15 protein-coding genes are annotated in these 20,108 nt (G+C 54.6%); 2 read left to right on the forward strand and 13 right to left on the reverse strand.

From position 1 onward, the window contains the following. Window positions 1-92: 92 nt before the first annotated feature. From carB to ribF, 8 genes are all read right to left on the reverse strand, one after another. Entirely contained in the window at window positions 93-3,320 is a 3,228-nt protein-coding gene (gene carB / locus NP77_RS01790) for a carbamoyl-phosphate synthase large subunit (protein WP_003854816.1), read from the reverse strand. A gap of 14 nt (window positions 3,321-3,334) precedes the next feature. Next, complete coding sequence (gene carA, locus NP77_RS01795) at window positions 3,335-4,483, reverse strand: glutamine-hydrolyzing carbamoyl-phosphate synthase small subunit (RefSeq protein ID WP_039658803.1); 1,149 nt, start codon at window positions 4,481-4,483, stop codon at window positions 3,335-3,337. Window positions 4,484-4,952: 469 nt separating this feature from the next. After that, complete coding sequence (gene dapB / locus NP77_RS01800; protein ID WP_039658804.1) at window positions 4,953-5,768, reverse strand: 4-hydroxy-tetrahydrodipicolinate reductase; 816 nt, start codon at window positions 5,766-5,768, stop codon at window positions 4,953-4,955. Between the two features lie 222 nt (window positions 5,769-5,990). After that, the gene (gene ispH / locus NP77_RS01805) at window positions 5,991-6,944 is read right to left on the reverse strand and encodes a 4-hydroxy-3-methylbut-2-enyl diphosphate reductase (protein ID WP_003854823.1); all 954 of its coding nucleotides are present in this window, start codon (window positions 6,942-6,944) and stop codon (window positions 5,991-5,993) included. Further along, window positions 6,925-7,395 carry an FKBP-type peptidyl-prolyl cis-trans isomerase gene (gene fkpB / locus NP77_RS01810; RefSeq protein ID WP_003854824.1) on the reverse strand — a complete coding sequence of 157 codons (471 nt, stop codon included), beginning with the start codon at window positions 7,393-7,395 and terminating at the stop codon, window positions 6,925-6,927. The genes ispH and fkpB overlap by 20 nt, the downstream gene beginning before the upstream one ends. Window positions 7,396-7,398: 3 nt before the next feature. After that, window positions 7,399-7,905, reverse strand: coding sequence for a signal peptidase II (gene lspA, locus NP77_RS01815; RefSeq protein WP_003854827.1), 507 nt, complete (start codon window positions 7,903-7,905; stop codon window positions 7,399-7,401). Further along, window positions 7,905-10,721: an isoleucine--tRNA ligase gene (ileS, locus tag NP77_RS01820; RefSeq protein ID WP_039658805.1), complete on the reverse strand. Its 2,817-nt coding sequence runs from the start codon at window positions 10,719-10,721 to the stop codon at window positions 7,905-7,907. Before ileS ends, lspA begins: the two co-directional genes overlap by 1 nt. A gap of 29 nt (window positions 10,722-10,750) precedes the next feature. After that, window positions 10,751-11,680 carry a bifunctional riboflavin kinase/FAD synthetase gene (gene ribF, locus NP77_RS01825; protein ID WP_039658806.1) on the reverse strand — a complete coding sequence of 310 codons (930 nt, stop codon included), beginning with the start codon at window positions 11,678-11,680 and terminating at the stop codon, window positions 10,751-10,753. Between the two features lie 306 nt (window positions 11,681-11,986). Between ribF and rpsT the strand changes: the two genes are divergently transcribed. Next, a complete protein-coding gene (rpsT, locus tag NP77_RS01830) occupies window positions 11,987-12,250 on the forward strand; it encodes a 30S ribosomal protein S20 (RefSeq protein ID WP_008925553.1) in 264 nt (87 codons plus the stop codon). A gap of 36 nt (window positions 12,251-12,286) precedes the next feature. On the opposite strand, the gene nhaR is transcribed toward rpsT, so the two are convergent. The 4 genes from nhaR to dnaK all read right to left on the reverse strand — a co-directional run bounded on the left by nhaR (window position 12,287) and on the right by dnaK (window position 17,773). Beyond that, window positions 12,287-13,204 (reverse strand): transcriptional activator NhaR, encoded by a 918-nt coding sequence (gene nhaR, locus NP77_RS01835; RefSeq protein ID WP_003854832.1) that lies wholly within the window; start codon window positions 13,202-13,204, stop codon window positions 12,287-12,289. Between the two features lie 31 nt (window positions 13,205-13,235). Beyond that, window positions 13,236-14,414: a Na+/H+ antiporter NhaA gene (gene nhaA / locus NP77_RS01840; protein ID WP_003854833.1), complete on the reverse strand. Its 1,179-nt coding sequence runs from the start codon at window positions 14,412-14,414 to the stop codon at window positions 13,236-13,238. Between the two features lie 198 nt (window positions 14,415-14,612). Then, window positions 14,613-15,758: a molecular chaperone DnaJ gene (gene dnaJ / locus NP77_RS01845; protein WP_003854835.1), complete on the reverse strand. Its 1,146-nt coding sequence runs from the start codon at window positions 15,756-15,758 to the stop codon at window positions 14,613-14,615. 104 nt (window positions 15,759-15,862) lie between these two features. Next, window positions 15,863-17,773 (reverse strand): molecular chaperone DnaK, encoded by a 1,911-nt coding sequence (gene dnaK, locus NP77_RS01850; protein ID WP_003854836.1) that lies wholly within the window; start codon window positions 17,771-17,773, stop codon window positions 15,863-15,865. Window positions 17,774-18,075: 302 nt separating this feature from the next. Here dnaK and satP point away from each other — a divergent pair, with 302 nt between their 5' ends. Next, window positions 18,076-18,645 (forward strand): acetate uptake transporter, encoded by a 570-nt coding sequence (gene satP, locus NP77_RS01855; RefSeq protein ID WP_008925552.1) that lies wholly within the window; start codon window positions 18,076-18,078, stop codon window positions 18,643-18,645. 50 nt (window positions 18,646-18,695) lie between these two features. Here satP and NP77_RS01860 read toward each other — a convergent pair whose 3' ends face one another. Continuing rightward, a complete protein-coding gene (locus NP77_RS01860; protein ID WP_039658808.1) occupies window positions 18,696-20,003 on the reverse strand; it encodes an MFS transporter in 1,308 nt (435 codons plus the stop codon). Window positions 20,004-20,108 lie beyond the last annotated feature (105 nt).

Consider the following 20,108-nt stretch of genomic DNA (forward strand, 5'->3'; position numbering starts at 1 on the left):
CACAAATCCCAACCCCTTCCTGGACCTGACTTTCAGATTATCGCCAGTGAAAGGGCCAAAAAAAACGGCTCCCGGAGGAGCCGTTTTTCACATTACATCGCCTTTATCTGGGCATGCATTTCCTGAACGGAGATAACCTGTTCCGTCGGATCTGCATTCAGCGCCATCGCAGTCGCGAAACCGCCGTTCAGCGTAGTGTCGTAGTGCACTTTATACTGCAGTGCGCTACGGCGAATCAGCTTCGAATCTTCAATCGCCTGACGACCCGCCGTGGTATTCACGATGTAGCTATACTCGCCATTCTTCAGACGGTCCTGAATATGCGGACGACCTTCATGCACCTTGTTAACCAGGCGCGGATTAATGCCCGCCTCGCCCAGTACCACCGCCGTGCCGTGAGTCGCATCCAGTTCAAAACCGAACTTCTGCAGCTTAGCCGCCAGGTCAACGATACGTTTCTTGTCGCCTTCACGCACCGACAACAGCGCACGGCCCGACTTCTTCATATTGCTCTGTGCGCCCAGCATCGCTTTCGAGAACGCCTCAGCGAACGTGCGGCCCACACCCATGACTTCACCGGTAGAGCGCATTTCTGGTCCCAGAATCGGGTCAACGCCCTGGAACTTGTTGAACGGCAGCACCACTTCTTTAACGGAGTAGTAAGGCGGAATCACCTCTTCAGTGACGCCCTGCTCTGCCAGCGTTTTACCTGCCATCACGCGCGCGGCCACTTTCGCCAGCGGTACACCCGTCGCTTTAGAGACGAACGGAACGGTACGCGCCGCACGTGGGTTGACTTCAATCAGGTAGACTTCGTTGTCTTTCACCGCGAACTGGACGTTCATCAGGCCGCGAACATTCAGCTCGAATGCCAGCTTCTCAACCTGCTGGCGCATCACATTCTGAATCTCCTGACTCAGCGTATAGGCCGGCAGTGAACAGGCGGAGTCACCGGAGTGAACACCAGCCTGCTCGATGTGTTCCATGATGCCACCAATCAGCACCCGCTCGCCGTCGCAGATCGCATCCACATCCACTTCGACCGCATCATCCAGGAAGCGATCCAGCAGCACCGGCGCATCGTTGGAAACCGAAACCGCCGTCTGGAAGTAGCGCTTCAGGTCGATTTCATCGTAGACGATCTCCATGGCACGGCCGCCCAGCACATAAGAAGGACGGACCACCAGCGGATAACCCAGGCCAGCAGCTTTCTCCACCGCCTGCTCCAGCGTCGCGACGGTGGCGTTAGCCGGTTGCTTCAGATTCAGGCGATCAACCGCCTGCTGGAAACGTTCACGGTCTTCAGCACGGTCAATGGAATCCGGGCTGGTGCCGATAACCGGTACGCCTGCGGCTTCCAGCGCACGCGCCAGTTTCAGCGGAGTCTGACCGCCATACTGCACGATCACGCCTTTTGGCTGCTCAATGCGCACAATCTCCAGCACATCTTCCAGCGTAACCGGCTCGAAGTAGAGGCGATCGGAGGTGTCGTAGTCGGTCGAAACGGTTTCCGGGTTACAGTTAACCATAATGGTCTGGTAGCCATCTTCACGCAGCGCCAGTGCGGCGTGAACGCAGCAGTAGTCGAATTCAATACCCTGGCCGATACGGTTGGGTCCACCACCCAGAATCATGATTTTTTCACGATCCGGACTCGGATTGGCTTCGCACTCTTCTTCATAGGTGGAGTACATGTAGGCCGTGTCCGTCGCGAACTCTGCGGCACAGGTATCTACGCGCTTGTAAACCGGGTGCAGATTAAACTGCTGACGCAGCTTGCGGATTTCGCTCTCCGCCACACCCGCCAGCGTCGCCAGCCGTGCATCGGCAAAGCCTTTACGCTTCAGCGTGCGCAGGAAATTCGCATCCAGGCTATTAACGCCTTCGCGGGCGACCTGATCTTCCAGTTTAACCAGCTCTTCAATCTGCACCAGGAACCAGCGGTCAATGTTGGTCAGATTGAACACGCCATCGACGGACATGCCTGCACGGAAAGCATCTGCGATATACCAGATACGGTCTGAACCGGCATCTTTCAGCTCACGACGGATGCGGGTTAACGCTTCCGGGTCATCGAGGTGCACTTTCGGGTCGAAGCCGTTAGCGCCTACTTCCAGGCCGCGCAGCGCTTTCTGCATGGACTCCTGGAAGGTACGGCCAATCGCCATCACTTCGCCGACCGACTTCATCTGCGTGGTCAGGCGATCGTTGGCACCGGCAAATTTTTCGAAGTTGAAACGTGGGATCTTGGTAACAACGTAGTCGATTGAAGGCTCGAACGAGGCAGGCGTTAAACCGCCAGTGATATCGTTCATCAGCTCGTCGAGGGTATAGCCAACCGCCAGTTTGGCCGCCACTTTAGCAATCGGGAAGCCGGTCGCTTTTGACGCCAGCGCTGAGGAGCGTGACACGCGCGGGTTCATCTCGATGACAATCAGTCGGCCATCTTTCGGGTTAACGGAGAACTGCACGTTGGAGCCGCCAGTTTCAACACCGATCTCACGCAGTACCGCCAGCGAGGCGTTACGCATGATTTGATACTCTTTGTCAGTCAGCGTCTGGGCAGGCGCTACCGTGATGGAGTCACCGGTGTGAATCCCCATTGCGTCGAAGTTTTCGATTGAGCAGACGATGATGCAGTTATCGTTTTTATCGCGCACCACTTCCATCTCATACTCTTTCCAGCCAATCAGCGACTCATCAATCAGCAACTCATTGGTGGGAGAGAGGTCGAGACCGCGTTCACAAATCTCTTCAAACTCTTCGCGGTTGTAAGCGATGCCGCCACCGGTGCCGCCCATGGTAAAGGAAGGACGGATAATGCACGGGAAGCCAACATCTTCTGCCACGGCCAGCGCTTCTTCCATAGTGTGTGCGATGCCGGAGCGCGCCGTATCCAGACCAATGCTTTTCATCGCCACGTCGAAACGACGACGATCTTCTGCTTTGTCGATCGCATCAGCAGTCGCACCAATCATGGTGACGCCAAACTCTTCCAGCACGCCATGACGTTCCAGCTCCAGCGCACAGTTCAGCGCCGTCTGTCCGCCCATGGTGGGCAGTACTGCATCCGGGCGCTCTTTTTCGATGATTTTGCGCACCACTTCCCAGTGAATCGGCTCAATGTAGGTCGCATCAGCCATTTCCGGGTCAGTCATGATCGTCGCCGGGTTGGAGTTCACCAGAATGACGCGGTAACCCTCTTCACGCAGCGCTTTACACGCCTGCGCACCGGAATAGTCAAATTCGCAGGCCTGGCCGATCACAATCGGACCGGCACCAAGAATCAGGATGGATTTTAGGTCTGTACGTTTTGGCATGAATTAGCTCCTGATTACTTCGCTTTCAGACGGAATGCGTCAATCAATTCAATAAAGTGGTCAAACAGCGGCGCAGCATCACCCGGACCCGGGCTGGCTTCCGGGTGACCCTGGAAGCTGAATGCTGGCTTGTCAGTGCGATGGATGCCCTGCACGGTTTTATCGAACAACGAAATGTGGGTCACACGCAGGTTTGCTGGCAGATTGTTCTCGTCGACCGCAAAACCGTGGTTCTGCGCGGTGATCATCACGCGGTTATTTTCGAGATCTTTCACCGGATGGTTACCACCATGGTGGCCGAGTTTCATCTTCACGGTTTTAGCACCGCTGGCCAGCGCCAGCAGCTGATGACCCAGGCAGATACCGAACACCGGAATCTCTGTCTTCAGGAAGTCCTGAATCGCGCTGATCGCGTAGTCGCACGGCTCCGGGTCACCAGGACCGTTGGAGAGGAAAATGCCATCCGGATTCAGCTTCAGAACCTCTTCAGCTGGCGTCTGTGCCGGAACCACAGTCAGACGGCAGCCGCGATCGACCAGCATACGCAGAATGTTGCGCTTGGCGCCGTAGTCATAAGCCACCACGTGATATGGCAGCGACTCCGCAGCAGCCTGCTCTGGCAGACCTGCGTCCAGTGTCCAGCTGCCCTGCTGCCAGCTGTAAGTCTCAGTGGTGCAGACCTCTTTCGCCAGATCCATTCCTTTCAGTCCCGGGAATGCCTGGGCCTTTTGCAGCGCCAGTGCGGCATCCGGATTGTCGCCGGCAATAATGCAGCCGTTCTGCGCCCCTTTCTCACGCAGCAAGCGCGTCAGCTTGCGGGTATCGATATCGGCAATCGCCACAATGTTGTTGCGCTGCAGGTAGGCCGACAGGCCTTCTTCGCTACGGAAGTTGCTGGCAATCAGCGGCAGGTCACGAATAACCAGGCCCTGCGCATGAATCTGGCTGGATTCTTCGTCGGCGGCATTGGCACCGACATTACCGATATGGGGATAAGTGAGAGTAACGATTTGGCGGGAATAGGAAGGATCAGTGAGGATTTCTTGATAGCCGGTCATTGAAGTGTTGAAAACGACTTCTCCCACTGCCGATCCTGTTGCCCCGATGGCCCGACCGTGGAATTGGGTTCCGTCTTCCAGAACCAGGATTGCTGACTTTATCAAAACATCCTCCAGGGAATAAACAGTCAATATATCTGCATATTAATTCAAAATAGCCGCCTGAATCAATGCAAAAACCGCCTGAATTGTCGATTTTTGGCAAATTGCGCGCATTCTAATGACAGCCCTGGTCATTGTCTACCCTGCAGCGGGATTTTTTCACACTTATCTGCCTTATGAGGTAAAAAACAGGTATGAGCGGCAAAAAGAGAGGAAAACCCGGCAGAATAATCGTTTGCCAGGCGACATAAAAACGAAACCGGCTTAAGCGGCCCCTTATTTTTGACCAAATGGTCAAAAACGGCGTCCATCAGGGAAAATAAATGAAGAAAAGATGGGAAAACAACAACCAGAAAGTAATTTTGAATCAGAATGGATATTTTAAGATAAAATTAAGGGCAATGAAAACATTGCCCCTTTTCAATCAAGGTATTAACGATTGAAATAACCACATCACGATGGTTCACAACACTCACAACATCGACAAATCCAGCACGTCACGCATATCAAAAAAACCAGATTTCTTATCTTTTAGCCATAAAGCTGACTTAACGGCGCCATTTGCAAAGGTCATGCGACTTGAGGCCTTGTGGGTAATCTCTACACGCTCACCGATATCTGCAAACATCGCCGTATGCTCACCCACGATGTCACCCGCGCGAACCGTAGCAAAACCAATGGTCTGTGGCTGGCGTTCACCGGTGTAGCCTTCACGCGTATAAACCGCATGCTCGTCCAGTTTCCACTGCATGGCATCGGCTATCGCCTCACCCATCGCCAGCGCGGTGCCAGACGGCGCATCCACTTTATGGCGGTGATGGGCTTCGACAATCTCAATATCCGCATATTCACCCATGACTTTGGCAGCCTTCTCCAGCAGCTTCAGCACCAGGTTAACCCCCACGCTGAAGTTAGCGGCAAAGACAATGGCGATATCTTCCGCCGCCGCGCGAATGGCTGCTTTGCCTGCCTCATCAAAACCGGTGGTGCCAATCACCATCGCTTTTCCGTGCTCACGGCAGATCGCCATATACTCCAGCGTGCCTTCCGGACGGGTGAAGTCGATCAGCACATCAAAGTCGTTAGTCACCGCGCGTAAATCGTCAGCGATGAGGATGCCATTCTTTCCGATGCCCGCTAATTCACCAGCGTCGCTGCCGATCAGCGATGAGCCTGGACGGGCCAGTGCCGCACCCAGCTCAACGCCTTCTGCCTGCTGCGTCGCCAGAATCAGATTACGGCCCATACGGCCCGGCGCGCCCACAATAGCAATCCGGATAGTGTTCATATTTATTCATTCCTAAAACAAAACTATGCATCCAAAGCGTCATCAGGTTAACGGTGAGTTAACAGTCACGCCACTAATAATCCATGATAATAAGAATTTTATGCCAGCCGCCTGTGATTATCAGTAAAAGCAATCATCGCAGTGAACAACGGCATTTCAGCCGGGCTATAAAAACAAAAAAGACCGAACAGAGTCGGCCTTTTTATCAGTCATATCGAAGCGTTACTGCACGTTACGTACGTCGACGCGCAGCTCTTTAGGCACTTCAAAAACAATATTCTCTTCACGGCCAATCAGCTCAATCGCCGCTTCGCCACCCAGCTCACGTAACCGCTGGATCACCTGCTGCACCAGAATATCGGGGGCTGAAGCACCTGCGGTAACGCCGATGCAGGCCACGCCTTTTACCCACTCTTCCTGTATATCATCGGCAGAGTCGATCAGCTTTGCCAGTTTACCGGCACGCTGTGCCAGCTCGGCCAGACGGTTAGAGTTCGAAGAGTTTTTCGAACCGACCACCAGCACCACTTCCGCATCTTTCGCCAGCGTACGAACGGCTTCCTGACGGTTGGTGGTGGCGTAGCAGATATCATCTTTACGCGGCCCGATGATCGCCGGGAAACGCTGACGCAGGGCATCAATGATGTCTGAAGTGTCATCCACAGAAAGCGTGGTCTGCGTCATGAAGCTCAGATTGTTTTCGTCTTTGACGGTCAGTCTGAAGACATCTTCCGGCGACTCCACCAGATACATGCCACCATTGGGGTTGTTGTATTGCCCCATGGTGCCTTCAACTTCCGGATGACCCGCGTGACCAATCAGAATCGCTTCCACGCCTTTACGGCTGGCGCGTGCGACTTCCATATGAACTTTGGTGACCAGCGGACAGGTAGCATCGAACAGCATGGTCAGATTGCGCGCTTTAGCTTCGGCACGCACCGCCTGTGAAACCCCGTGCGCGGAGAAGATCAGAATGGCGTTATCCGGCACTTCGCTGATCTCTTCAATAAAGATGGCACCGCGCTCACGCAGGCTGTTCACCACGTAACGGTTATGCACCACTTCGTGACGGACATAGATGGGCGCGCCATACATCTCCAGCGCGCGCTCAACAATACTGATGGCGCGATCAACGCCAGCGCAGAAGCCGCGCGGATTAGCTAACAGGATTTGCATCGTTCGTCTCCAGTGCCGGATCGATTTCCAGCACTTCTACATCAAACTGAATACGGCGACCCGCCAGCGGATGGTTGAAATCGACGGTGATAGAATCACCGGAGACTTCGCGGATCACGCCTGGCATTTCACTGCCGCCCATGCCGCTGAACAGCATGATGGCACCCACTTCCGGTTCGCCTGCATCAATAAAGTCCCGACGCGAGAAATACTGGATCAGGTCAGGGCTGACGCCACCAAAGGCATCTTCCGGTTCCAGAGTAAACTGTTTAGTCTGACCCGCTTTCAGCCCCAGCAATGCCTGCTCAAGCGCTGCAGAGAGGCTGCCATCACCGAGACGGAACAGCGCGGGCTTGCCGTTTGCACGGGTCGATTCCGCCGTCGAGCCATCTTCCAGCTTCAGCGTAAAATGCACCAACACCGCGCTTTCGCGCTGCACGAACTCAGTCATCACTTACCCTTTCTGTTTAGCCTGTTTGCCGTTCGGGCTGAAAAAGCCCTCCAGCACCACCAGTGCAGCCCCAATACAGATGCCGCAGTCAGCGATATTAAATGTAGCGAAGTGCCAGTTACCGACATAAAAATCGATAAAATCGACCACAAAGCCATGGTATGAGCGATCAAACAAATTGCCGATCGCGCCGCCAATGATCAGAGCATAGGCGATATTGGCCATCTTCTGACTGGCATGATTGCGATACATCATCACCACCAGTGAGATCACGATAGCCAGCGCGATTCCCGCAAAGAACCAGCGCTGCCAGCCCCCTTTGTCCGCCAGGAAACTGAACGCCGCGCCATAGTTGTGCGCATAGAACAGGTTCAGGTAGGGCATCAGCGGCTGGGTTTCATGCAGCATCATGTTGTTCATCACCCACTGCTTACTGGCGAAATCGACAACAATCACCACCAGCACCAGCCACAGCCAGCGCAATCCGGTTGATAAAATAGGTTTACGCATCAGGCAAATTCACGCTGTTCGCCGTCACCGGCTACGTTAGTGTAACAACGACCACAGACCTCAGCATGCTCAGGATTCTGTCCGACGTCGGTAGTGTAATGCCAGCAGCGCTGACATTTCTCGCCTTCCGCCTTGTGCAGCGCGATTTTCAGACCTTTCAGCAGTTCACTCTGCTGCGCTTCATCGTTCGCCAGCGCGTAATCCGCCACCTGTGCGCCAGAAGTCAGCAGCACAAAACGCAGCTCATTACCCAGCGCATGCAGTTTAGCGGCCAGCTCCGGATCGGCATACAGCGTGACCGTTGCTTCCAGTGCACCACCGATACGTTTATCCGCACGTGCCTGCTCGATCACCTTGTTCACTTCGCCACGCACTTTCAGCAGCTCGGCCCAGTAGGCATCATTCAGCGCTTCATCTTCCGCCAGGCCAAACAGACCCTGATACCACTCTTCGGTGAAGACATACTGCGCACGTTCGCCTGGCAGGTAGCCCCAGATCTCATCCGCTGTAAAGGACATGATCGGTGCCATCCAGCGCACCAGCGCTTCGACGATGTGCCACAGCGCGGTCTGGCAGCTGCGACGCGCCAGGCCATCACCTTTCGCGGTGTACTGACGATCCTTGATAATATCGAGATAGAAGCTGCCCATCTCAATCGAACAGAACTGCATCAGACGCTGGATCACTTCATGGAAATCGTAGTTCTCGTATGAGGCAACGATATCAGCCTGTGCCGCCTGTGCGCGACCCACTGCCCAGCGATCGACCACGACCATCTCTTCCGGTTTCACCAGATCGGTGACCGGGTTGAAGCCGCTAAGGTTAGCCAGCAAGAAACGCGCGGTGTTACGGATACGACGATAGGCATCGGCAGAGCGCTTGAGGATCTCATCGGAGACCGCCATTTCACCCGAGTAGTCGGTTGAGGCCACCCACAGACGCAGAATATCGGCGCCCAGTTTGTTCATCACATCCTGCGGCGCGACCGTGTTGCCGATTGATTTCGACATTTTACGGCCCTGACCATCCACGGTGAAACCGTGCGTCAGTACCTGACGATAAGGCGCTTGGCCCTTCATTGCCGTGGAGATCATCAGCGAGGACATAAACCAGCCGCGATGCTGATCGGATCCTTCCAGATAGAGGTCTGGCGCATGTCCGCCAAATTCCGGACGCGCATCCACTACAGAATAGCTGGTTGAGCCGGAGTCAAACCAGACATCCAGCGTATCCGGCACTTTAACGTAGTGATCGGCGTCGTCGCCCATCAGTTCACGCGGGTCAAGATCCCACCAGGCCTGAATACCCTCCTGCTCAACACGCTGCGCCACTTTCTCCATCAGCGCCAGCGTGTCAGGGTGCAGCTCTTCGCTCTCTTTGTGAACGAACAGCGCCATCGGTACGCCCCAGGTACGCTGACGAGAGATACACCAGTCAGGACGGTTCGCCACCATCGATTCGATACGCGCCTGGCCCCAGTCCGGGATCCACTGCACGCCTTTGATCTCTTTCAGCGACTGCGCACGCAATCCTTTCTGATCCATGCTGATGAACCACTGCGGCGTGGCGCGGAAGATGATCGGCGTTTTATGGCGCCAGCAGTGCGGGTAGCTGTGCAGCAGTTTCTCAACGTGCAGCAGCGCGCCTTTCTCTTTCAGCAGTTCAACGATCATGTCGTTGGCTTTAAAGACATTGACCCCATCCAGCGTCGGATACGTGCCTGGCAGATAGGCGCCATCCGGTCCTACCGGATTCGCGGTTTCGATGCCATATTTCTGGCCAATAACATAGTCATCCGGGCCGTGGCCTGGCGCGGTGTGAACGGCACCGGTACCCGCGTCCAGGGTCACGTGCTCGCCCAGTACGACCAGCGACTCAAGCGCCAGGAACGGATGCTGGAACTTCTGCAGCTCCAGCGCAGCGCCCTGACATTCGCCCAGCACCTGCCATTCGCTGACACCGGCGCGCTTCATGACGCTTTCCACCAGCTCTTTCGCCAGGATCAGGGCGCGGCCGTCGATCTGGATCAGCTGGTATTCAAATTCAGGATGCAGGGAGATCGCGCGGTTAGCCGGTAATGTCCACGGCGTCGTGGTCCAGATAACCAGTGAGATCGGGCCATTAACCTGGGATACGCCAAACGCCCCACGCACTGCGTCGGTATCGACGGCATTAAACATCACATCAATCGACGGAGAGGTTTTGTCGTAATATTCCACTTCCGCTTCTGCCAGGGCAGAACGGCAATCCAGGCACCAGTGCACCGGCTTCGCGCCTTTGTGCAGATGGCCATTACCGATGATTTTACCCAGCGCACGAATGATGTTGGCTTCGGTACCGAAATCCATGGTCAGGTAAGGACGATCCCAGTCGCCCAGCACGCCCAGACGGATAAAGTCCGCTTTCTGGCCTTCAACCTGTTCGGCAGCATATTTGCGGCATGCGGCACGAAATTCCGCGGCGGTGACTTTCTCGCCTGGCTTGCCGATCATCTGCTCAACTTTGTGTTCGATTGGCAGACCGTGGCAGTCCCAGCCGGGCACATAAGGCGAGTCATAACCCGCCATGCCTTTCGACTTAACGATAATGTCTTTCAGAATCTTGTTAACGGAGTGACCAATATGAATGCTGCCGTTCGCATAAGGAGGGCCATCATGCAGGATAAAGGTTTTTTTCCCTTTTTTGGCTTCGCGGATGATGCCGTACAGGTTGTCAGCATACCAGCGTTGCAACATTCCCGGTTCGCGTTTGGCCAGATCGCCACGCATCGGGAATCCCGTTTCCGGCAAATTCAGGGTAGATTTATAGTCACTCATCAGATTCTCGATTCCGTTTTTCGCTCAGGTTAAAGCAGCCCAAAGAACTGCCGGGCCGTTACCACATCGTTCGCAATTTGTTCTTTCAACGCCTCCAGTGAGGCAAAGCGCTGCTCGTTTCGTATTTTCTGTTTCAGCACCACATCAATGTGACGACCATAGAGATCGATATTGATGTCGAGCAGGTGAACTTCAAGCTGCTGGCGTAAACCTTTTACGGTCGGACGGGTGCCGATATTAGCAACACCCGGCAGTGGCTCGGGCGTCAGACCCTGTACCTCCACGGCATACACTCCTTTCACCGGCGTGACGCTGCGGCGTAAAGGGAGGTTCGCAGTCGGGAAACCCAGCGTGCGTCCCAGTGCATCACCGTGCACGACGCGGCCGGAAATAGTGAAGGGATGACCTAACAGCGACTGCGCCAGCGCTAAATCATCCGCAGCCAGCGCCTGACGCACGGCAGTGCTGCTGATTCGCTTACCACCGTCACAGAAGGTTTCGGTGCTGACGACCTCAAAGCCATACTCCACACCGGCTTTCTGTAATAACAGGAAATCCCCCTGGCGACCAGCGCCGAAGCGGAAATCATCACCTACCGCAAGGTACTTTACATCCAGCTTGTCGACTAACAGGTCACTGATAAAGCGCTGTGCAGACAAGGCCGCAAAGCGACGATCAAACCGCACGCACAACACTTTATCCACACCCGCTTCCGCCATATAGCGCAGTTTTTCACGCAGGCGTGTCAGGCGCGCCGGGGCTTTATCACCGGCAAACAGCTCCAGCGGCTGTGGCTCAAATACCATCACCACGACGGGCAAGTTACGCTTACGTCCCTCTTCACACAGTCGCGACAGCAGCGCCTGATGCCCGCGATGTACACCATCGAAATTACCAATGGTCAGAACGCAGCCGCGATGCTGCTCGTTAAGATTATGAATACCGCGGATAAACTTCATGGCTGGCCCAAACCGGTGGAAATCGGCGGATTATACCCTTGAAAGCGGCTCAGGTTAACCCGTCTGCACGCCTTTCATGCTTTAGCGGCTGCATTTCCTGTTGCAGATGTGCATGTTAAGAATTTTGTCGCTAAATACTGTATTCAGTGAGGGGAAGCTGGTAGAATCTTGCGCCATCAAATACGTAATCGAGTGCCGTTCTTAGAGCGACGCTTATTTGCACAAATCCATTGACAAAATCAGGTTAGAAGGGCATAGTCCTCGGCCTTTGATTTGTCTCTATAGAACACATTTGGGAGTTGGACCTTGGCTAATATCAAATCAGCTAAGAAACGCGCCGTAACATCTGAGAAACGCCGTAAGCATAACGCTAGCCGCCGCTCAATGATGCGTACCTTCGTTAAGAAAGTATACGCGGCGATCGCTTCAGGCGACAAAGCTGCTGCGCAGAACGCATTCAATGAAATGCAACCACTTGTGGATCGTCAGGCCGCTAAAGGTCTGATCCACAAAAACAAAGCTGCACGTTATAAATCTAACCTGACTGCACAGATCAACAAACTGGCTTAATCGCCTCTTGTTAATCGCTTTGTTGAAAAAGCCGGCTTACGCCGGTTTTTTTTCGTCTGTACTCTGGCGGGGAAAGAGTCCGCTGAAGTCTGCGTGACAGAGACGCTGCACCGCCGGATGCTGAATCATCCGTTCGGCAAAGATGATATGGTACTCCTCTGACACGGTATCTAGCCGACCAACCTCTGTAACCGCATCACGCTGCCCGCTATCCTGCTCATCCAGCACTGGCGCGACAAATATGGCATTCTTACGCGCACCAAACGCCTTCATCAGTGCCGCATCATCAAACTCCCCCAGAATCTCCACCTGCAGCCCCTGAGTCGTAATCCAGTTGAGGATTTTCCGGCCGAGCATTGAGCGGCGTCCTGGAATCAGCAGCGGACGCGCTTCCAGACAGGCAGGAAAAGTGAGACCGGTGAGCGGCTGAGCAGACCAGAAACTGACCGGGCACTCCCCCAGCTTCACCGAAAACAGCCCTTCCTGTTGAGTGGGGTCGATGGAGCAGTCAGAGATAATCATATCCAGCTTATGCTGACTGAGCTGCTCCAGCAGCATTTCGTGGGTCGACTCAAAACAGCGCAGATGCGTCTTCTCCTCTGCAACCACCGCCGTTTCCAGCACCTTACTGACCAGCTGCTTAGAGAGCGCATCGGCGACTCCGACATCCAGCAACAGGTGGGACTCCTTGCGGTAGTTCACGATATCCAGCATCTCCTGACCCAGCATAAACATGCGGTCAGCATAGCGGAACACGAGTTGCCCCAGTTCAGTCGGCACCAGTCCCCGGCCCTGACGACGGAACAGCTTGCCCTGCAGGCGCTCCTCAAGCGTCTTAATCTGCCCGGTAATGGTCTGGGGAGTCAGAGAGAGTACCTCTGCTGCCGCTGTCACAGAGCCGCTTTTGCAGATCTGCCAGAAGTAATAGAGATGGTTAAAATTGAGCTGATTCATCGAAAAAAAGGAGGCTTTCGCCTCCTCTCCATTAACGCAGTTTAATCCGCAGCAGGGTATAACCAATAACCGCTGACAGCACAGAACCCGTCAGGATCCCCAGTTTAGAGAAGGTCACAAGCTGCTCATGTGCCGAATCGAAGGCGAGCGAACTGATGAAAATAGACATCGTAAAACCGATGCCGCACAGCACGCCAATCGCCATGATATCGCGGATGGTGGTGCCGTGAGGTAATACCGCCAGCCGCAGTTTGACAGCCAGCCAGCAGAACAGGGTAATGCCCAAAGGTTTACCGATTAACAGGCCGAGGATGATGCCAGACGGCTCCGGTGAAAAGACATCACTCAGCGTAATACCGGTCAGTGAAATACCGGCGTTCGCGAAGGCAAACAGCGGCAGAATAAGCCAGTTCACCCACGGCATCAGACCGTGCGCCAGATGTTCTGCGGGTGAATGCCCTTCTCTCTTTTCCAGCGGTATGAAGAAGCCCACAATGACGCCCGCCAGCGTGGCATGGACGCCGGACTTCAGCACGGCGGTCCAGAGCACGATCCCAACCAGCATATAGACCGAGATTTTACGGACATTAAAGTAATTGAGCAGTGCCAGCACAACAATCGCCCCTGCCGCAACGCCCAGGGAGAGCATTGAGAGGCCACTGGTGTAGAACAGGGCGATAATAACGATAGCCCCAAGATCATCGATAATCGCCAGCGCCATCAGGAAAACTTTCAGTGCTGCAGGAACACGGCTGCCAAGCAGGGCGAGGACACCCAGAGCAAACGCGATATCGGTCGCCGTAGGGATAGCCCAGCCGTTGCGTGCTATCTCATCACCATGGTTGAAGCCGAGGAAAACAAGCGCGGGCAGTGCCATACCGCCTAATGCCGCAATGACGGGAAAGATCGCCTTGTCACGGCTTGCGAGTTCGCCGACTATCAGCTCACGCTTCACTTCCAGACCAATCAGCAGGAAAAACAGCGCCATCAGCGCATCATTGATCCATAACAGCAGATTTTTACTGATATCCAGTGCACCGAAGCGGATTTGAACGGGTTCATTGAGAAACGCCTGATAGCCGTGAGCGGTTTCGGCAGAGTTGGCGAGAATCATGGCCGCCACAGCTGCCATGATTAACACCATGCCATTACTGGCGTCACTTTCAATGAAGCTTTTAAGCAGGTTTTTGAGACTACGAGGCTTATTCAACGTTTATCTTCCTGATCAGCGATAGAAAGATAAAGAGTGTAGCGGCTCATATAGTTCGTTAAAAGCAGCTTATGCCTCGCCTTTCCTTCGGTTTAACCGAATTAAGGGCGAAAAGCCGGTTGATGCTAATAACAGATGGCGTATAGCATCCAGCAAAAAAAACGGAGCCCGCGGCTCCGTTTTTTAGTCTGATACGGTTTAGCGTGTCAGATCGTCAAAGAATTTCTTCACACCGTCGAAGAAGCTCTTTGAGCGTGGGCTGTTATGCTCGCCGCTTGGGCCGCCAAAACTCTCTTCCAGTTCACGCAACAGCGTTTTCTGTTTTTCGTTCAGGCTGACCGGTGTCTCCACCACAACACGGCACAGCAGATCGCCGACCGCGCCGCCACGGACAGATTTGACGCCACGTCCGCGCATGCGGAACAGCTTGCCGGTCTGGGTTTCTGACGGCACTTTCAGCTTCACGCGACCATCCAGTGTCGGTACTTCAATCTCACCGCCCAGCGCCGCCATTGCAAAGTTGATCGGCACTTCACAGTAAAGGTTGTTCTCTTCACGTTCGAAGATCGGGTGCTTCTTCACCGAGACCTGAACGTAGAGATCGCCCGCTGGTGCGCCCTGCTCGCCCGCTTCACCTTCGCCACTCAGACGGATGCGATCGCCGGTGTCGACCCCTGCCGGGATTTTCACTGACAGCGTTTTCGACTTCTCAACGCGGCCATGGCCATGACAGGCGTTGCACGGATCTTTAATCACCGAGCCACGACCATGACAGGTCGGACAGGCCTGCTGAACAGTGAAGAAGCCCTGGCGCATCTGCACCTGGCCTGCACCGTGACAGGTTGAACAGGTTTGTGGCTGGGTGCCCGCTTTCGCGCCGCTGCCGTGGCAGACATCACACTCTTCCAGCGTTGGAATGCGGATCTCTTTGGTCACGCCGCGTACCGCTTCTTCCAGCGACAGCTCCATGTTGTAGCGTAAATCGGCGCCACGGGATGCGCGCTGACGGCGTCCACCACCAAAGATGTCACCGAACACGTCGCCAAAGATATCGCTGAAGTCTGCACCGCCGCCACCAAAGCCGCCGCCGCCGAATCCACCGCCACCCATGCCGCCCTGTTCAAAGGCTGCATGACCATACTGATCGTAAGCCGCACGCTTCTGCGCATCGGTCAGGATTTCGTACGCTTCCTTGACCTCTTTGAATTTAGCTTCGGCTTCTTTATCACCTGGATTGCGGTCCGGGTGAAATTTCATTGCCAGGCGTTTGTAAGCCTTTTTGATTTCACGCTCGTCCGCGGATTTGGCGACGCCTAAAATCTCGTAGTAATCACTCTTCGCCATGTTTATTTAGCCCTTAACATGATCGCACGGGCGTGGAGAGATCTCCTACGCCCGTGCTGGTTTCAACGGCTGTCAGGCCAACCGTCGCGCCCGGTCAGGGGCAATTATTTCTTGTTGTCTTTCACTTCTTCGAATTCAGCATCGACAACGTCGTCATCTTTCTTCGCTGACGCGTCACCGGCATCTGCTGCACCCGCCTGAGACTGCTGTGCTGCTTCCATCAGTTTGCCAGACACTTCCATCAGCGCCTGCATTTTGGCGTCGATTTCCGCTTTGTCTTCGCCTTTCAGCGCAGTTTCCAGCGCGGCCAGTGCGGCTTCGATTGGCGCTTTGTCATCAGCTGACAGTTTGTCGCCTGCTTCTTCCAGCTGCTTACGCGTGCTGTGGGCAATCTGGTCACCCTGGTTACGCGTCTGAACCAGCTCTTCGAACTTACGGTCAGATTCAGCATTCGCTTCCGCATCACGCACCATTTTCTGGATCTCATCATCGCTCAGACCTGAAGAGGCTTTGATGGTGATTTTCTGCTCTTTACCGCTGTTCTTGTCTTTCGCTGATACGTGCAGGATACCGTCGGCATCGATGTCGAAGGTCACTTCGATCTGCGGCATACCGCGTGGCGCATTCTGGATACCGTCGAGGTTGAACTGGCCCAGTGACTTGTTGTCATTGGCACGCTTACGCTCACCCTGCAGCACGTGAATGGTCACGGCTGACTGGTTATCTTCAGCCGTCGAGAAGACCTGGCTGTGCTTGGTTGGGATGGTGGTGTTCTTGCTGATCAGCGAGGTCATCACGCCACCCATCGTTTCGATACCCAGTGACAGCGGGGTAACGTCCAGCAGCAGCACGTCTTTCACGTCGCCACCCAGTACACCACCCTGAACCGCAGCACCCACAGCAACCGCTTCGTCCGGGTTCACGTCTTTACGTGGCTCTTTACCGAAGAACTCAGTCACTTTGGCCTGAACCAGTGGCATACGTGTCTGACCACCGACCAGGATAACGTCGTTGATGTCTGAAACAGACAGGCCGGCATCCTGCAGCGCAACTTTCAGAGGCGCGATTGAGCGTGCAACCAGATCTTCAACCAGTGATTCCAGTTTAGAACGGGTCACTTTGATGTTCAGGTGCTTAGGACCGGTCGCATCTGCCGTGATGTATGGCAGGTTAACGTCGGTCTGCTGTGCAGAAGAAAGCTCGATTTTTGCTTTCTCTGCGGCTTCTTTCAGACGCTGCATCGCCAGTGGATCGTTGTGCAGATCAATACCCTGGTCTTTTTTGAATTCAGCAACCAGATAGTTAATCAGGCGGCTATCGAAGTCTTCACCACCCAGGTGGGTATCACCGTTGGTCGCCAGAACTTCAAAGGTTTTTTCGCCGTCAACTTCGTCGATCTCGATGATTGAGATATCGAAGGTACCGCCACCCAGGTCATAAACCGCGATGGTGCGGTTGCCCTGGCCTTTATCCAGACCGTATGCCAGTGCTGCAGCAGTCGGTTCGTTAATGATACGTTTGACTTCCAGACCTGCGATACGGCCGGCATCTTTGGTCGCCTGACGCTGCGCATCGTTGAAGTAGGCCGGTACGGTAATAACCGCTTCAGTCACTGGCTCACCGAGGTAATCTTCGGCGGTCTTTTTCATTTTCTTCAGCACTTCAGCAGAGATCTGCGGAGGTGCCATTCTCTGACCTTTTACTTCCAGCCATGCGTCGCCGTTGTCAGCGCCGGTGATTTTGTACGGCATGATTTTAATGTCACGCTGTACTTCTTCGTCCTGGAAGCGACGACCGATCAGACGCTTAATTGCGAACAGGGTATTCTGCGGGTTGGTCACTGCCTGACGTTTAGCCGGTTGACCGACCAGAATTTCGCCATCCTGTGTATACGCAATAATTGAAGGCGTGGTGCGATCGCCCTCGGCATTTTCCAGCACGCGTGCTTTGGTGCCATCCATGATCGCAACACAAGAGTTGGTTGTACCCAGGTCAATACCAATAATCTTACCCATCTAAACATCTCCCACTTAAATTCGTTGCCAATTTGGGTTGTGAACCTTTTATGTGGGCGAGTTGTTTGCATTCAACCTGCCAGCACATGCTTTTTTTCCAACGTTCACAACGCTCGATGACAAGTAAATGGGGCCGCTTCGATGCGCATCAAGGGTTAAACCAAAAAAAATTTTTTATCGCTGGCCCTGCCGGGATCAAAGAACGCTGACACAACGCTGAATATGATGCGTCCCCTTGCTCCTCCCGGGGAGCAGGATGGAATCCGTTTATGTAATCAACACTCTTTCACTGCCGAGGAATTATGGCGAATTCAACGCTGGCTAACCCTGCCCCGCTGGGATTGATGGGTTTTGGCATGACAACCATTTTGCTGAACCTGCACAACACGGGCCTGTTTGCCCTGGATGTCGCAATTTTAGCGATGGGGATTTTTTATGGCGGGATCGCGCAGGTGCTGGCCGGTCTGCTGGAGTTTAAGAAGAACAATACCTTTGGGCTGACGGCTTTTACCTCATACGGCATGTTCTGGTTAAGCTTCGTGGCGATCCTGCTGTTACCGCAAATGGGTCTGGCAAACGCGCCTGATGAACGCTTCCTGGGTGTCTGGCTGGCACTGTGGGGCATCTTCACGCTGTTCATGTTTATCGGCACCCTAAAAGGTACGCGGATGCTGCAGTTTGTTTTCGGCTCGCTTACGCTGCTGTTTCTGCTGCTGGCCGTGGCTCATCTCATGCACCTGCCTGCGCTGGTGGTCTCTGCGGGCTGGGTCGGGATCATCTGTGGTGCCAGCGCCTGCTATCTGGCGATGGGCGAGGTGCTGAATGAAACCTTTGGCCGCACCCTTTTGCCGATTGGCGCAAAAATACGTTAAGCATATTTTCAGCCATAAAAAAACGCGGATCCTGGCTCCGCGTTCTTACTTTACAACGACTTAATCCCCTGATTCAGTCCCGGCTCATGGCTGACATCACGCCGCAGCCAGATCCCTGTCAGCAATCCCACCAGCGCCAGCGCCATCACATACCAGCACGGTGCCATCACGGAGACATTCATCAGCAGCGACACCAGGATCGGTGTCAGGCCGCCAAAGATCGCGTAGGAAAGATTGTAGGAGAATGAGAGTCCGGTAAAACGCACCTCTGCCGGAAAGGCGCGCACCATCACAAACGGCACCACGCCGACGATACCGACGCTGAGCCCCGCCACGCCATAGAGCAGGAAGAGCTGCTGCGGATAGAGGGCGCTCAGGTGATAAAACTGCCAGCTACAGATCGCCAGCAGCAGGCTGCCGACACACAGGGTACGACTGGCACCAAAGCGATCCGCAGCGAGTCCGGCAATAATGCAGCCAATGCAGAGCATTACGGTGGCAATGCTGTTGGCCTGCAGAGTCAGTGCGGGCGCGATGCCCTGCTGCTTCTGCAGCCAGACCGGCGACATCAGGATCACCACGACGATGCAGGCGGAGAGCAGCCAGGTCAGCAGCATGGAGATCACAATCGATTTTTTGTGCTCCGCCAGCACGGTTTTCAGCGGCAGGGTTTCAGCCAGCGCTTTGCGCTGCTGCATCTCAATGAAGACCGGTGTTTCATGCAGCCAGCGGCGCAGGAACATCGCGAGCAACCCAAATACGCCGCCCAGGAAGAATGGAATACGCCAGCCGCCGTCATGAATGGCCTGCTGCGACATCGAGGTATTGATCAGTGTCGCCACCAGCGACCCCAGTAAAATGCCGATGGTCAGCCCGGCCGTCAGTGTGCCACAGGCGATGCCGATACGTTTATAAGGCACGTGTTCAGCGACAAACACCCACGCGCCGGGCACCTCTCCGCCAATCGCCGCGCCCTGTAACATTCGCATCAGCAACATCAGCAGTGGCGCTGCAATCCCAATCGTCTGCCAGGTGGGTAAAGCGCCCATCATTAAGGTTGGCAGCGCCATCAGCAGAATACTCAGGCTGAACATCTTCTTGCGCCCGAGTTTATCGCCAAAATGCGCCATCACAATGCCGCCCAGCGGACGTGCCAGATAGCCTGCGGCAAAAATGGCAAACGTCTGCAGCTGTCGCAGCCACTCCGGAATATCTGCGGGGAAGAAGAGTTCGCCAATCACCGTGGCGAAGAAGACAAAAATGATGAAGTCGTAGAATTCCAGCGCGCCGCCGAGCGCGGCCAGCGCCAGGGTTTTGTAATCCTTACCGGTCAGACGCTGTGTGTGAGTCGGATTCATAATATTCCAGAGGCAAAGAGAGAACGTTGTAAAGATAGCCTTACTATACCGTCAATCTTTTGCCACACCAGCCAGGCTGTAGCTTATGCCTGAAATGGGGAATAT

It is taken from the genome of Pantoea sp. MBLJ3 (assembly GCF_000816655.1).
Taxonomy (GTDB): Bacteria; Pseudomonadota; Gammaproteobacteria; order Enterobacterales; family Enterobacteriaceae; genus Pantoea; species Pantoea eucalypti.

Bases quoted from the DNA above. Each gene is read 5' to 3' on its own strand.
- satP (WP_008925552.1), top strand. From the start codon at position 18,076: ATGGCGAATTCAACGCTGGCTAACCCTGCCCCGCTGGGATTGATGGGT.
- NP77_RS01860 (WP_039658808.1), bottom strand. From the start codon at position 20,003: ATGAATCCGACTCACACACAGCGTCTGACCGGTAAGGATTACAAAACC.
- ribF (WP_039658806.1), bottom strand. From the start codon at position 11,680: ATGAAGTTTATCCGCGGTATTCATAATCTTAACGAGCAGCATCGCGGC.
- ispH (WP_003854823.1), bottom strand. From the start codon at position 6,944: ATGCAAATCCTGTTAGCTAATCCGCGCGGCTTCTGCGCTGGCGTTGAT.
- dapB (WP_039658804.1), bottom strand. From the start codon at position 5,768: ATGAACACTATCCGGATTGCTATTGTGGGCGCGCCGGGCCGTATGGGC.
- dnaJ (WP_003854835.1), bottom strand. From the start codon at position 15,758: ATGGCGAAGAGTGATTACTACGAGATTTTAGGCGTCGCCAAATCCGCG.
- fkpB (WP_003854824.1), bottom strand. From the start codon at position 7,395: ATGACTGAGTTCGTGCAGCGCGAAAGCGCGGTGTTGGTGCATTTTACG.
- lspA (WP_003854827.1), bottom strand. From the start codon at position 7,905: ATGCGTAAACCTATTTTATCAACCGGATTGCGCTGGCTGTGGCTGGTG.
- ileS (WP_039658805.1), bottom strand. From the start codon at position 10,721: ATGAGTGACTATAAATCTACCCTGAATTTGCCGGAAACGGGATTCCCG.
- dnaK (WP_003854836.1), bottom strand. From the start codon at position 17,773: ATGGGTAAGATTATTGGTATTGACCTGGGTACAACCAACTCTTGTGTT.
- carB (WP_003854816.1), bottom strand. From the start codon at position 3,320: ATGCCAAAACGTACAGACCTAAAATCCATCCTGATTCTTGGTGCCGGT.
- nhaR (WP_003854832.1), bottom strand. From the start codon at position 13,204: ATGAATCAGCTCAATTTTAACCATCTCTATTACTTCTGGCAGATCTGC.